This window comes from Lyngbya sp. CCY1209 (genome assembly GCF_055795065.1).
Genome location: NZ_JAYFER010000147.1, coordinates 1 through 13,006, shown reverse-complemented (window position 1 = coordinate 13,006; position 13,006 = coordinate 1). Strand labels below are relative to the sequence as shown.

The following is a 13,006-nucleotide window of genomic DNA, read 5'->3' as shown; positions in this document are numbered from 1 at the left end:
GGGTTACGGCGCGGATGAAAAGTTGTGGGTTTTTCCGAAAAATTACTGCCGCGCCTAACCCACCCTACTGGACTACTAACCCACCCTACTGGAGAGTTTTATCTTAAATGAGGCGATCGGATCTGAATCCACAGGCAAGATGCCCGATGCTACGTTGGGAATTTTGCCTCATTTGAGCCGAAACGGTCTACTACTGGACTACTGGACTACTGGATTGACTTGAAAGCTGACTGCTGATAGCTGTAGATATTAACCGTGAATGCGGCCGTCGGGCAGGGTCGCACCGGTCAAAATCGCATCTTGCAGGTTCGCCCCGTTCAACTTGGCATTCCGCAAGCTCGCATCCCGCAAATCGGCGCCGCGCAGGTTCGCGCCGTCCAAATTGGCGCCCCAGAAATAGGCGCCGCGCAGGTTCGCGTTGCTCAAATCGGCGCCGCGCAGATTCGCCAGATTCAAGTTCGTGTGACTCAAATCGGCAGTCCTTAAATCGCATTCTTCCAGGTTAGTTTGCATCAGATTGGCTTGGATAAACTGGCCGCCGCGAATGTTGCTGCCGTGCAAATCCGCCCGTTCTAAGTTGGCGTCATCCAAGCAGGTGAAGCGCAGTTGAGAATCCCGGAGGCTGGTTCCTCGCAGGTTCGCACCCATCAGTTTCGCGCCGCTGAGTTTGACTTGATTCAGTTCCAAACTGCTGAAGTCGATGCCCTCCAATTGCAGTCCATTTAGAAATGCTCCGTCGAGTTTAACGCCGTTCAACTGCGCCCCTCGCAAGTTGGCGCCACTCAGCCGTGCACCACTCAAGTTCGTCCAGTTCAGGTTCGCTTTTTCTAAGTTTGCGGACCGCAAATTGATGCCGTTGAGGTTGGCGCCGCAGAGGTTCACCCCCGGCAAGTTGGCGCGGAAAAGCGTCACCCAAGTCAGGATGGCACCGCTGAGTTTTGCCCCCATCAAATCGGCTTTGGCGAGGTGGGCACCGCTGAGGTTGGCTTTGGTGAGATCGGCTTCAATTAGACGGCTGTCTTTGAGTTTGACATAGTGGAGGTTTGTGCCGTACAAAAAGGCGCCGCTGAGATTGGCTTCTTGGATAAAACAGCGTTCCAAGTGGGCGCGGGCGAGGGAGGCTTCTTTGAGGTTGGAGCCCGACAGGTTGGCGGAAATCAGTTCGGCGCCGATCAGGTTTGCCGCCATCAGATCGAGCCCTCGAAAATCTCGTTCCCCTTTCATGTAGCGATCGATGATTTCATTTCCATTCATTTGATGAGATCTCCCATTGATAGTCCGTTCAGTCTGAAATCCTGCCCGGGGGCGGTTTCAGTTTTTCCGTAGATTTACCGATCCATCGGGTCGCCATTTACACGGTCCCGATGCGCGCAACCCGTCTTTAAAATCTCTGGTATTATTGTATCGATTAACGGAGGAAAAATACAAATTTTCTTAACCAATATTTATTTACAATTCTTCACTAAGATTTTATAAATTTATCGATTAAGTTTTGTCAAAAAAAGTCACCGATGATTGAGAAATGATAAATTTTCCATCTCAATTTTCGCTCGGGGCGATCGCACCCACCCAGATCGCCCGGAGAGAAACGCCCGAGTTATGTTAATCTGGATGGACGAGAAAAATAAAATTTTCCGACATCAGCGGCAGGGTGGACAAAAAAGCTGGGGACAACGTTACCCCCTTGACGGCAAATCCGATCAAAACGGTTGAAGCGATCGCAGGTAACAATCAATGATGACGATTTTGATTATTGAGGATGAAGACTCCATTCGCGACAATATCCTGGAAATCTTGGAGAATGAAGGATTCAATGCCGTCGGCGCATCCAACGGCGAGGAAGGGATCGATCGGGCTCGATTCTACCGTCCCGATGCGATCGTTTGTGATATTATGATGCCGGATATGGACGGTTACGGAGTCCTGCAACGGTTGCAGGAAAACCCCGACACGGCGCGAATTCCGTTTCTTTTTCTGACGGCAAAAGTCCATCGCGCCGACCAGCGTTTGGGCATGGAGTTGGGGGCGGATGATTATCTTTCCAAACCCTGTTCTCCCCAGGAACTTCTCAACGCAATTCGCGCCCGTCTCAAAAAACAGCGGCGATATTTAGCCGAGCTCGACGAGGAACACCGGCGGGCACTACAACTCAAGCAGCGGATGCAAGAACTTCAACAGCAAAGCCATTCCCACGAGGAATTGTTGGATCGTTTGTCGGAGGAGTTGCGGAGTCCTCTGTCGGCGATTAATATGGCGATCGCAATGTTGAAATCGAGTTTGTCCAATGTGGAGACTCAGGACCCGGAGGCATTTCGGGCGCGGCAGCAACGCTATCTGAAAATTCTACAGGAGGAATGTGCCCGGGAGATGGCGATTTTAAATGAGGTGTCGAGTTTGAAGGAAGTTTTGAAGGGTTCGAGGCTATCCAATTAAGTGACTGGAAACCGGGTTTCTGGGTGGCCCTGTGCCGGGGAACGAGAAACTTTCATAGAAACCCGGTTTCTCATCGCTGTCGGGTGGGGCGGTGTCGGGCCGCAGTTGAGGAAGCGATCGCAAGACAATTGCCAATTCAGACCGATTTGGCATAAAATATTAAGAAATGTTACTAAAGTTCCTGACAGACCTATGGATAATGCCATCGAAATCTACACCTGGAGCCGCTGTCCCTTTTGCCTGCGGGCGAAAGCCCTCCTGAAAGAGAAAGGCTGGGAGTTCACCGAATACGTCATCGACGGAGATGAGGAAGCGCGGGATCAAATGGCCGAACGCGCCAACGGACGCCGGTCCGTCCCCCAAATCTTTATCAACGGCCAACACGTCGGCGGCTGTGACGACCTCCACGCCCTCGACGCCCAGGGCGAACTCGATCCCCTCCTCGCCGCCTAGAGTCGCACCGTTCGGCAATACCCCCAAACCACTGACACCGGCTTGGGGGTATGATTAATTTCGCCCACTCGCAATCCGGTCCATGAAATTCGCCTTCATTATCGATCCCATCGAGAACTTGAACCCCGTCCACGATAGCAGCGTCGCCATGATGGAGGCGGCTCAGGAGATGGGTCACGAAGTGTGGGTGACGTTGGCCCACCAACTGAGTGTGATTGATGGAAAAGCCTGGGCGACGCTGACTCCCGTCCGCCTGACGCCGATTGTTCGGGAGGGCGCGCGCTGGGTGGCGGAGAAAATCTGGTTTAATTTGGGAGATGCCACATTGCAGCCTTTGGAGGCGATGGATGCGGTGTTCATGCGGATCGATCCGCCGGTGACGATTCCCTATCTCTACATTACTTATATTTTGGATTACATCGATCGCGCCAAAACCCTGACGGTGAACGCTCCCAAAGGGTTGCGGGCGGCGAATGAAAAAATGTACGCCCTGCAATTCACCGAGGTGCTCCCGGAAACGATCGTCAGCCGGGAAAAAGAGGTGATCCGGGAATTTGTGGAACGCCAGGGGGCGGGGGTTTTGAAGCCGCTGGGGGGGAAAGCCGGGGAGGGGATTCTGTTTCTCGAACCCGGCGATCGCAATTTCAATTCCCTGATCGAAATCAGCACCCGCCGGGGCTCCGAACCGGTGATGGTGCAGACCTATTTACCCGCGGCAAAAGAGGGCGACAAGCGGATCATTTTGTTGGATGGAAAGCCCATCGGGGCGGTGAATCGCATCCCCACGGGCAAAGAATTTCGCGGAAACATGGCCGTCGGCGGGCGGGTGGCGAAAACGGAAATTAGCGATCGCGAGTTGGAAATTTGTGAAAAAGTCACGCCAAAACTCCTCGAAGACGGGTTGTATTTCGTCGGGTTGGACGTGATCGGCGGCTACCTGACGGAAGTGAATGTCACCAGCCCGACGGGGATTCGGGAAATTGATTTGTTGGATACGGTGAGTTTGGGAACCCAGGTCATCGAATGGGCGATCGCAACTGTCGAACAGATGCGATCTTAGGGAGTCGGGAGTCGGGAGTCGGGAGTCGGGAATTACACTGCCTTTAATATCTCACTTTCAGAAAAATTTTTTTTTCTGATGCTTGGAAATGGGCGAGGGGGGGTTGACAGGGGGCGGCGATTCGCGGTAGACTATTGACATAATCCCCCATAATGGGAGTGGTGCTAAAAATAATATTTTTGCAACCACTCCCATTATCTAAAATAATACCGGAAGTCAACCCCAAAAGCAACCCCCTCCCCAAAAAAAGGCAAAAATTTTAACATTTCTTAATTTTTTTCAAAAAATAAAAATCCACCCAAAAAAGTAGGGGCGAATGGCATTCGCCCTCTCCCCAGCATCCACCCCCAAAAATCAGAAAAAGTTATCAATCATCAATGATCAATTATCAATTGTTTTCTTGCGCCCAGACGGACACCGAACCGCCGCAGCAGAAAAACTGCCCCCACCCCCATTCGTTGGTGTGGACAGGTTCTTTGACGTGTCCGGTGAGATCGGTAAATTTGGCGTTGGGTTTGCCCACTTCCATCCATTTTTGCCCGGGGATATTGTCACTCATAATCACGGCTAAACCTTCGGGATGTTCTTCATCTCCCAAACGAGTCCAACCGATTGTATTGTAGTCGTCAAAATAGTCGTACTGTTCCCCGTAGGCGTAGCGGTGGCGGGCGTATAATAACTGGTCAAGTATCGTGCGGTGGGAGGGAAGGAGAATTTTATAACGGTTGCCATCGTGTCCGTAATCTTCGTATTGTGCCCCGTAATAATCCGCGTAGAAAATGCAGGGATAGCCTTCGCGGCGCAGTAGGATCAGCGCATAGGCGAGGGGTTTAAACCAGGGTTCGACGGGGGCTTCCAGGGATTGTAAGGGTTGGGAATCGTGGTTTTCGACGAAGGTGACGGCATTGATGGGGCGTTCCTTCATGAGGGTGTGATCGAGGATCGTCTTCATGTCGAAATGTCCGTGGGATTTGCTGGCGTAGTAAAATTTGTAGTGGAGGGGGACATCAAAGACGGACATCCGGCCGCCGAGGGTGCCGATGTACCAGTGCAGGGTGTCGATGTTGTTGTACCAATATTCTCCGACGACGAACAGATCTTTTTGGGCGTGTTTTTCGAGTTCGTCAATCCACTCGGGGAAGAACCAGGCGGAGATGTGTTTGATGGCGTCGAGGCGGAAACCGTCCACTCCGGTGGTGTCGAGATACCATTTTCCCCAGTTGATGATTTCGTCCCGAACGTCGCGATTTTGGAAGTCGAGATCGCATCCCATCAGGTAGGCGAAGTTGCCTTTTTCGAGGGCGACATAATCATCGAAAACTTTGCCGTCAAACAAATAAATGGTGTCTTTTTCTTTGGTTAAATCGTCGTAATCGACCGCATCGAAGTGCTGCCAGTTCCACTGAAAATCGGAATATTGACCTTGGCGGCGGGGGAATTTAAACTGGGTGTAGGATTTGACATCTCTCAGGTCGCCTTTGGGATGGATGCGATCGCCCGTCGAGTAGGGTGTCGCCCGCACCATTTCGGTGGACTCGCCCCCCATTTTGTGGTTGAGGACGGCGTCGGCATAGACTTGAATTCCGGCAGTTTGGACGGCGTGAATGGCATCGAGATATTGTTGGCGATCGCCGTATTTGGTGCGGACGGTCCCGCACTGATCGAACTCTCCGAGATCGTAGAGATCGTAGGTGGCATAGCCGACATCGTGGGTTCCCCCCATGCCTTTGTAGGCGGGAGGCAGCCAGAGGGCGGTAATTCCGGCATCGGCGAGTTCTCGGGCGTTGGGTTTGAGTTGGTCCCACAGGATCGAGTCCGAGTCGATGTACCAGTGGAAGTATTGCATCATCACACCGTTGATCATGAGAGCTTCTCCCGCGTTGTCATTTTTCTGGAGTCGAGGGAACCCGCCCAAGAACCCGTCAATATTTTAGAGGATATTGAAACGGTTGTCGCGATCGCCCCGATTGAAAAGCGATCGTCCCGGAAAATGGGATAATATCGTCGGGAGCGATACTGTTGGAGCGCGATCGCTCCCGTTCCGCTTTGACCCGCCGTCGTTCGCCCAGGATCTCCATCCCATTCCCCCCCATCGTACCACCGCAGCCAGAGGCGGCGCATTTTTTCGTTATTCCAATCAATTAGGACGAGATTTGAGATTCAATAAATCTCAAGCCTTCGGCAAAATCGAAGATCATCCTACAATTCCAACGATTCAATTCTGATTTTTCGTTTCGACGTAGATATTCACGCCCAATCCTCATATCTCACGTCGCCACCTTCGATCGCGCTCAAAAGTCGGGATTCGACCAGCCATTCTTGAAGCCGATCGCGATCCTCGGGAAAATTTGCAACCCGAATTATTTCTCTCAACCAAGAAGCAACAATCATTGCAAAACTGTATTCACTGATGTGTTCCGCCGTGACTTTAGATCGTTCAAAGTAAGGTTGGAAAATTGGAGTTGCATCGATAATATAGGAAGGTTCCAATGTGAGATCTTGGGGATGGCGATCGCACCACAAATAGATTTTATCGGTAAAAACAAGCATAGTGTAAGGGGCGATCGGAAAATTGTCGTTTGCAAAGATTTGATGCCTCAATTGCATCGCCCAATCTAGTGAAGCATTCGAGCTACGCTTGACCTCGACGATTAATATCCGTTGATTTTCGCGATTGTAAATGGATATATCCCAACGATAACGGGGAGAATTTGAGAACGATTTTTCTCCATAATCGGCGACAATTTTATAATCTTCTCGGATCTTTTTTTCCCGGAGTTCGCTCAAAAAATGACGGGCGATCGCATTTTGTTCGTCCTCGGGAAGTTTTTGGATCTCTTCGACTACTTGTCGGAGCAATTCATTCATTGTTTATCTCTCCATTAATTGAATCGATGAATATAGCAGTTGCCGATCTGCTGCGATACGGTTCGATCCGCCATTATCCCCCTTGAACTCCCCCCTTACAAAGGGGGGGTAGGGGGGGATGGGGACTTTGAACCCGGAATCGTACCTCGCAAGCCCGGTAAACGCTGTATTTTCGCCCCAATTGAAACGCGATCGCCCCAAAAAATGGGATAATTTATCTGGTTCAAAGGTCGGGATCGATGCCGTGGGAGCGCAACAATTCTTCGAGACGCCGCGATCGCTCCCGTTCGGTTTCTGCCCGTTGACGTTCGGTTTCTGCCCGTTGACGTTCAGTTTCGGCCCGTTGACGTTCAGTTTCCGTCCGCCGTCGTTCAGTTTCCAATTCTTCCTGGACGATCGCCTTTTGTTCGGCGGGGGTCGAGATCCAATTTCCCTCCCCATCGTACCACCGCAGCCAGAGGCGGTTCATTCCTTCATATTCTCCCGCCCACAATCCCAAACCCAACTCCAATTGGGGTATCCAAATTTTGGGTTCCGCCAACTGCAATTCTTGATAAAAACCCGCCGTGAGGACGAACCCCCGCAGGCGATCGCTGTAGCGGTCAAAAACAATATAATAGGGAACCTTTAAAATTTGTTCGTAAACTTCCCATTTGGTGGGCGGAGCGGTACTCAGGCGCGTCGTCCGGCCCAAGTCTTCTCTTTCCGTCCCCGGCGACAACAGTTCCACCACCACCGTCGGAGGCACCATTTCTTGCCACATCACATAGCTCAAACGCAAGTCGCGATCGTCGTAAAGTTTCGACACGCCGACGACTCCGAACCAATCCGGGCGTTTGTACCAAGAAAAGTGACGAATATCATAATAAAGGTTCATATCCCCGGCACTAAAAACCTGCTCCGGCGGATATGTTTTGGGTTGAAAGGTTTGACTCAGGAGGGGGGGTTGGCGGTAGTGAAATTCGTCGGGCAATCCGGGTTCCTCCGGGTCTTCGCTGGGCAAATCGTACATGGTGGGAAGGGTTTCCCGGGGCGATCGCGGCGGATCGGTTTGGGGGACGGGGTATTGGAAGGACATGGGCAGTTTTGTGACAACTGTAACCTCGATCATAAATAATAGATCTGCGATCGCCCCCAAACCGTTGTTACGGCATGGCGCGATAGTTGCGATCGTCGCGTCAAATCGGCATCTCGCTTGTGATCACAGGCAAGATGCCTGTGCTACAGATATTGAAGAGGCGTATGGCGATCGCACCAATTTGACCTCCCCAACCCTCAGACTGGGGGAGCGCTACACTATAGAAACGCCTCGATTTAGACTGAAAGAGGATACAGCAACAGGAAAGGGCAAATATTGATATGAAAGGTTCCTGGATCGACGGATTCGGACGGCGGGCCGTGAAACCGTCAGTGACCAAAAAGCATCTGTGGCGGATTTTGGGGAGTTGGGCGATCGCCCAGAGCATCCTGTTGGGGACTCCCGCCTTCGCCCAGAACAATTCCGATCGCCTCAGCTACACCGAGTTATTGCAGAAAATCGAAGCGGGACAGGTGATCAAAATCCAAGAAGATCCCTCCCGACAGATGGCGAGAGTCACCTACACGGACGCGGAAAATCAAGAGCAGAGCCGATATGTGGGACTCTTCGACACCAACCCGGAACTGATGGACGCCATCCGGGCTCAGAACGTGGACTACGAAGTGAAACCCTCGGCGGACAACAGCGCGGCGATGGGTTTGGTGGTCAATATCCTGGTGATCGTGGTGGTTTTGGCGTTCCTGCTGATGATCCTGCGTCGCTCCACCCAGTCTTCCGGAAATGCGATGAATTTCGGCAAATCCCGGGCGCGGTTCCAGATGGAGGCGAAAACCGGGATTCTGTTCGACGACGTGGCGGGGATCGAAGAGGCGAAGGAAGAATTGCAGGAGGTCGTCACCTTTTTGAAATCCCCGGAAAAATTCACCGCGATCGGGGCTAAAATTCCCAGGGGAGTGCTGTTGGTGGGTCCTCCCGGAACGGGTAAAACCCTGCTGGCGAAGGCCGTCGCCGGGGAAGCGGGGGTACCCTTTTTCAGCATTTCGGGTTCGGAATTCGTGGAAATGTTCGTCGGCGTGGGCGCCTCTAGGGTACGGGATCTGTTCAAAAAGGCGAAGGAGAACGCGCCCTGCCTGATCTTTATCGACGAAATTGATGCTGTGGGCCGGCAGCGGGGCGCAGGCATCGGGGGCGGCAACGACGAGCGGGAACAGACTCTCAACCAGTTGTTGACGGAGATGGACGGGTTCGAGGGGAATCCGGGGATTATCGTGATCGCGGCGACGAACCGCCCAGATGTTTTGGATGCGGCGCTGCTGCGGCCCGGACGGTTCGATCGCCAGGTGATCGTAGATTTGCCGAGCTACAACGGCCGTCTGGGCATCCTGAAAGTGCACGCCCGTAATAAGAAGTTGGCGGATGATGTCTCTTTGGAAGCGATCGCACGGCGGACTCCGGGGCTCTCCGGGGCGGATCTGGCGAACTTGCTCAACGAGGCAGCGATTTTGACGGCTCGGCGGCGCAAAGATGCGATTTCGCTCTTAGAGATCGATGACGCGATCGACCGGATCACGATCGGGCTGGCGCTGACGCCCCTCCTAGACTGCAAGAAAAAGCGGCTGATCGCCTACCACGAGGTCGGACACGCCCTGTTGATGACGCTTTTGGAAAATTCCGACCCCCTCAACAAAGTGACGATTATCCCGCGATCGGGGGGCGTGGGCGGGTTCGCCCAGCAGATGTTCAACGAGGAGATGGTCGATAGCGGCCTCTACACCCGGGCTTGGCTGATGGATCAGATCGCCATCGCTTTGGGCGGGCGGGCCGCGGAGCAGGAGGTGTTCGGGGAAGCGGAAGTGACCATCGGGGCCAGCAACGACATCCAAATGGTGACGAATTTGGCCCGGGAGATGGTGACGCGCTACGGGATGTCCGACTTGGGTCCGGTGGCCCTGGAACATCCCGGCGAACAGGTGTTTTTGGGGCGGGGCTTCCCCAGCCAGTCGGAATATTCTGAGGAGGTAGCGACGAAAATCGACCACCAGATCCGGGCGATCGCGCTCCGGGGCTACGATCGCGCCCGCCGGATCATGCGGGACCACCGGATCTTGCTCGATCGCCTGGTGGATTTGCTTTTGGAGATGGAAACCATTGAAGGGGAAGAGTTCCGCCGCCTGGTGGCCGAGTACACGACGCTCCCGGAACGGCAGATGGCGATCGGCTTGAAAAAAGCCTAGAGAGAGTCGGGAATGGGGGACATCCGCCCCGCCCCCGTTTCCGGTTATCTAACGTTGAGAATATCGGCGATTCTGCTGGTCGTACATGGCGATGAGCACCCGGGCCGGATCGACCCACTGTCCGCCATACTTGAGCCCCCAGTGCAAGTGGGGGCCTGTGGTTCTGCCGGTCATTCCGACTCGGGCGATGCGGGCTCCGGCCGGGACCATTTGCCCTTGCCGGAGTTGGATGCCACCGTCGCGATCGATAAAATAGGTGCCGTCGGCGGTTTTTTGGACGTATCCCTGGACGTGGCAGTAGATGTGTTCCCACTGGCCCGACTGGATGACGATCCCGGTGCCGCAGCGGCCGTCTTCCCAGACTTCGACCACCTGTCCGGTCCACCAGTTGCGGATGTAGCTGCCCATCGGGGCGGCCAGGTCCAGGCCGTAGTGAAATCCGCTGCCGCGGTAGCCGAAGGGGGAGGTGTATTCGAGAAAGTTTTCGACGGGGAAGGAGGCGCCGTTCCAGTTGATTCCCACGGCGACCTGGGAGGCCCGGGCCTCTCGGACGCCCATTTGCAATTGTTGTCCCCCCAGGGGAATCAAGCTCAAACCGATGCATCCCGTCGCCAGCAACGCTATCTGTTTGGGGTGGATGTGACGCTTGAGCGCCCGTAGCGGTTGGAATTTTGCCATAATTCTTGATTCCTCAATCACCGAAACTGCATGGCTGGATGCACCACAAGGGATTTCAATCGAGCGAATTGCGATGGGTGGTGCGATCGCCCACCTCGGAGATTCTGCGATCCCGGGCGACCGACCGGATCGAATGTTTGCAGACTTATGACGGAGTATTCTACTCGATGATGGGGGCGGATCGAACAAGTTTTGCAAATTTATGTTAAGTTTTTGCTAACGCTGCCATCAAATGACCCATGCTGACCGACATTTTTCCGTTTACATTCACTCTCAACGCCACGGCGATCGCGGGGACGGCATTGTGGTCACTGGCCCTGTACTGGGGGTTTTCTCCGGTGAGCGAATGGGTGATGGAGCAACTGACCCGCTGGTTCAACTTTGCGGAGCGATCGCTCTACACTTCCCAGGAAGAATTTGAACGCACCCGCCGGGCCCGAGAATCCCAAAATGCGTTTTGGGCCTCCATTTTCAGCATCATACCCTTTCTGGCGATCGGAGGACTCTGCAATTGGGTGGTGGAAGTCACCCTGGGCCGCAGTTGGTCGATCAGCATCGGCGTCATTGTCGCCATCCTGTGCGGCGTTTACGAGTTGGGGCGGCGGGACAGCCGGCAGAACAATTAACAATTAATAATGGATCATTAATAATTAATAATTTTATCGAATTCGGTTAAATCTCCAAAAATCCAGGGACCCTTGGGGATCTCCCCCTTCGCAAGCTGGGGGGATCTGACAAAAAGGGGATTTGCTAAACAGAAAATATTCGATTTTAGTCCCCGGAAAAAGGGGGTTGAAAACCGAATTTTTGAATGATTAATTACTGTCGGAATTGTTTCTTTGCGATCCGGGTCGGTATGGCATCAAGACGCTTCAACCGACAACTGCAAGGGCGTTCCCACCGTCACCGCGTTCTCGAGAGTCGCTGCCGCCACGATACCATCCCGGGACACCACCCGCACCCGTCCAGCATCGCCAACCGCCTCAAAAACCGTCCCCGCCCCCACCTTTCGCAAATCGACACCCCCCAACCACAACCGGGCATCCTTCCCACTCACCCCGATGACGGTGGCTTGGGCGGGAGAATTGGGCGTTTCGACAAAATAGGGATTTTCGAGTTGATATCCGCTTCCCACCTTCACTTCGTAGCGGGGAACTTGCCGAAAATACGAGGGAATTTCGGGGGTGATTTTCTTGAAAATTTGGTCGATATTGCTGTCTTTATGCCAAAGATAATGGGTCAGTAAATAAGTAAAAATTCCCGCCTGAAAGCCATTAATATTTTGTTCCCGTGCCAATTGATTGGGGGCTGCTGCTGCCAAAGCAATGCCTTTCGCCACCCCCGTCCGGTAGCCGTTGACGAATTCTTCTGGGGACATATCCAGATAAGATAACCACCATTCTTGATAGGCTCTTTCTTCGGGAGAAACCAAAATATTTCTGCCCCCGTCTCGGGAACGAAACCGCACGTCTCGGGTCGCCCCGCCCGCAAAACAGCTATCCAAAATGACCGTAACTTTTTCCGTTTGTAAAGCAGACTTCAACAAAAATAGAGTGTGTCCCATAATATCTTTGACACTGCCGCCGACGTCGGGATATCCGGCGGGTAACGTGCCGTCAACGGGGACGAAGGTGCCGTTGAGTTGTGGCGTATTTCCCACCCCTCTCAAAATGGGTTCGGGGTCGAAAATGCGGGAACCGTGTCCGGAATAGTGGTAGACGACGATATCTCCGGGTTTGGCTTGTTTGATTAAATGTTCTTCAAAGGCGGTCAAAATGCCTTCGCGGGTCGCTTCTTTATCGGATAAAATATAGATATCTTTGGGGTTAAAACCGAAGCGGTGGATCAATAATTGTCGCTGCAATTCCGTATCGTTGACGCAGCCTTGGAGGGGTTGGTCGGCGTAGCTGTTGATGCCCACCAGCAACGCCAATTTTCGGGGCGTACTTTCGGCCAGGGCTTGCCCGTAGCGTCGGGCTTGGCGTTGAAAGACGAGGGGGTGAATCCCCAGTGTCGCGAAGGCTGCAGATGCAAATTGCAGGAAGTGACGTCGGGAGAAATGATTCATCGCGAGTGATAAAATTTATGGGTGCATTCAATGATGATTTTAAAGTTATAGTTTACATCAAAATTGACGGGTCGGGCAAAATATAGAGAAATTTTTGTAGGGTGGGTTAGGCGCGGCAGTAATTTTTCGGAAAAACCCACAACTTTTCATCCGCGCCGTAACCCACCACCCCT

12 protein-coding genes are annotated in these 13,006 nt (G+C 53.1%); 5 read left to right on the top strand and 7 right to left on the bottom strand.

The genetic code is table 11. From position 1 onward, the window contains the following. Positions 1 to 249: 249 nt before the first annotated feature. Positions 250 to 1,254 carry a pentapeptide repeat-containing protein gene (locus tag AC0QHF_RS01825; protein WP_324702478.1) on the bottom strand — a complete coding sequence of 335 codons (1,005 nt, stop codon included), beginning with the start codon at positions 1,252 to 1,254 and terminating at the stop codon, positions 250 to 252. A gap of 480 nt (positions 1,255 to 1,734) precedes the next feature. Between AC0QHF_RS01825 and AC0QHF_RS01820 the strand changes: the two genes are divergently transcribed. From AC0QHF_RS01820 to gshB, 3 genes are all read left to right on the top strand, one after another. Continuing rightward, a complete protein-coding gene (locus AC0QHF_RS01820; RefSeq protein WP_324702477.1) occupies positions 1,735 to 2,433 on the top strand; it encodes an ATP-binding response regulator in 699 nt (232 codons plus the stop codon). Positions 2,434 to 2,625: 192 nt separating this feature from the next. Beyond that, positions 2,626 to 2,886 (top strand): glutaredoxin 3, encoded by a 261-nt coding sequence (gene grxC / locus AC0QHF_RS01815; RefSeq protein ID WP_324702476.1) that lies wholly within the window; start codon positions 2,626 to 2,628, stop codon positions 2,884 to 2,886. 82 nt (positions 2,887 to 2,968) lie between these two features. Further along, a complete protein-coding gene (gene gshB, locus AC0QHF_RS01810) occupies positions 2,969 to 3,946 on the top strand; it encodes a glutathione synthase (protein WP_324702475.1) in 978 nt (325 codons plus the stop codon). A 388-nt stretch (positions 3,947 to 4,334) separates the two neighbouring features. On the opposite strand, the gene AC0QHF_RS01805 is transcribed toward gshB, so the two are convergent. The 4 genes from AC0QHF_RS01805 to AC0QHF_RS01790 all read right to left on the bottom strand — a co-directional run bounded on the left by AC0QHF_RS01805 (position 4,335) and on the right by AC0QHF_RS01790 (position 7,892). Then, positions 4,335 to 5,810, bottom strand: coding sequence for an alpha-amylase (locus AC0QHF_RS01805; protein WP_324702474.1), 1,476 nt, complete (start codon positions 5,808 to 5,810; stop codon positions 4,335 to 4,337). A gap of 58 nt (positions 5,811 to 5,868) precedes the next feature. Then, positions 5,869 to 6,024 carry a hypothetical protein gene (locus AC0QHF_RS01800; protein WP_324702473.1) on the bottom strand — a complete coding sequence of 52 codons (156 nt, stop codon included), beginning with the start codon at positions 6,022 to 6,024 and terminating at the stop codon, positions 5,869 to 5,871. Between the two features lie 169 nt (positions 6,025 to 6,193). Beyond that, complete coding sequence (locus tag AC0QHF_RS01795; protein ID WP_324702472.1) at positions 6,194 to 6,814, bottom strand: hypothetical protein; 621 nt, start codon at positions 6,812 to 6,814, stop codon at positions 6,194 to 6,196. A gap of 223 nt (positions 6,815 to 7,037) precedes the next feature. Beyond that, entirely contained in the window at positions 7,038 to 7,892 is an 855-nt protein-coding gene (locus AC0QHF_RS01790; RefSeq protein WP_324702471.1) for a Uma2 family endonuclease, read from the bottom strand. 281 nt (positions 7,893 to 8,173) lie between these two features. Here AC0QHF_RS01790 and ftsH point away from each other — a divergent pair, with 281 nt between their 5' ends. Next, complete coding sequence (ftsH, locus tag AC0QHF_RS01785; RefSeq protein WP_324702470.1) at positions 8,174 to 10,087, top strand: ATP-dependent zinc metalloprotease FtsH; 1,914 nt, start codon at positions 8,174 to 8,176, stop codon at positions 10,085 to 10,087. A gap of 48 nt (positions 10,088 to 10,135) precedes the next feature. On the opposite strand, the gene AC0QHF_RS01780 is transcribed toward ftsH, so the two are convergent. Then, on the bottom strand, positions 10,136 to 10,765 hold the full coding sequence (locus tag AC0QHF_RS01780; RefSeq protein ID WP_324702469.1) for a M23 family metallopeptidase: 630 nt from the start codon (positions 10,763 to 10,765) through the stop codon (positions 10,136 to 10,138). Positions 10,766 to 11,004: 239 nt separating this feature from the next. On the opposite strand from AC0QHF_RS01780, the gene AC0QHF_RS01775 reads away from it, so the two are divergent. Then, entirely contained in the window at positions 11,005 to 11,391 is a 387-nt protein-coding gene (locus AC0QHF_RS01775) for a hypothetical protein (RefSeq protein ID WP_324702468.1), read from the top strand. 236 nt (positions 11,392 to 11,627) lie between these two features. Here the strand turns inward: AC0QHF_RS01775 and AC0QHF_RS01770 are convergent, their stop codons facing one another. Beyond that, positions 11,628 to 12,833 carry a caspase family protein gene (locus AC0QHF_RS01770; RefSeq protein ID WP_324702467.1) on the bottom strand — a complete coding sequence of 402 codons (1,206 nt, stop codon included), beginning with the start codon at positions 12,831 to 12,833 and terminating at the stop codon, positions 11,628 to 11,630. Between the last annotated feature and the right edge of the window lie 173 nt (positions 12,834 to 13,006).

Excerpts from the sequence above, each read along its gene's own strand:
- AC0QHF_RS01825 (WP_324702478.1), bottom strand. The coding sequence starts at position 1,254 with ATGAATGGAAATGAAATCATCGATCGCTACATGAAAGGGGAACGAGAT.
- AC0QHF_RS01820 (WP_324702477.1), top strand. The coding sequence starts at position 1,735 with ATGATGACGATTTTGATTATTGAGGATGAAGACTCCATTCGCGACAAT.
- grxC (WP_324702476.1), top strand. The coding sequence starts at position 2,626 with ATGGATAATGCCATCGAAATCTACACCTGGAGCCGCTGTCCCTTTTGC.
- gshB (WP_324702475.1), top strand. The coding sequence starts at position 2,969 with ATGAAATTCGCCTTCATTATCGATCCCATCGAGAACTTGAACCCCGTC.
- AC0QHF_RS01805 (WP_324702474.1), bottom strand. The coding sequence starts at position 5,810 with ATGATCAACGGTGTGATGATGCAATACTTCCACTGGTACATCGACTCG.
- AC0QHF_RS01800 (WP_324702473.1), bottom strand. The coding sequence starts at position 6,024 with ATGGAGATCCTGGGCGAACGACGGCGGGTCAAAGCGGAACGGGAGCGA.
- AC0QHF_RS01795 (WP_324702472.1), bottom strand. The coding sequence starts at position 6,814 with ATGAATGAATTGCTCCGACAAGTAGTCGAAGAGATCCAAAAACTTCCC.
- AC0QHF_RS01790 (WP_324702471.1), bottom strand. The coding sequence starts at position 7,892 with ATGTCCTTCCAATACCCCGTCCCCCAAACCGATCCGCCGCGATCGCCC.
- ftsH (WP_324702470.1), top strand. The coding sequence starts at position 8,174 with ATGAAAGGTTCCTGGATCGACGGATTCGGACGGCGGGCCGTGAAACCG.
- AC0QHF_RS01780 (WP_324702469.1), bottom strand. The coding sequence starts at position 10,765 with ATGGCAAAATTCCAACCGCTACGGGCGCTCAAGCGTCACATCCACCCC.
- AC0QHF_RS01775 (WP_324702468.1), top strand. The coding sequence starts at position 11,005 with ATGCTGACCGACATTTTTCCGTTTACATTCACTCTCAACGCCACGGCG.
- AC0QHF_RS01770 (WP_324702467.1), bottom strand. The coding sequence starts at position 12,833 with ATGAATCATTTCTCCCGACGTCACTTCCTGCAATTTGCATCTGCAGCC.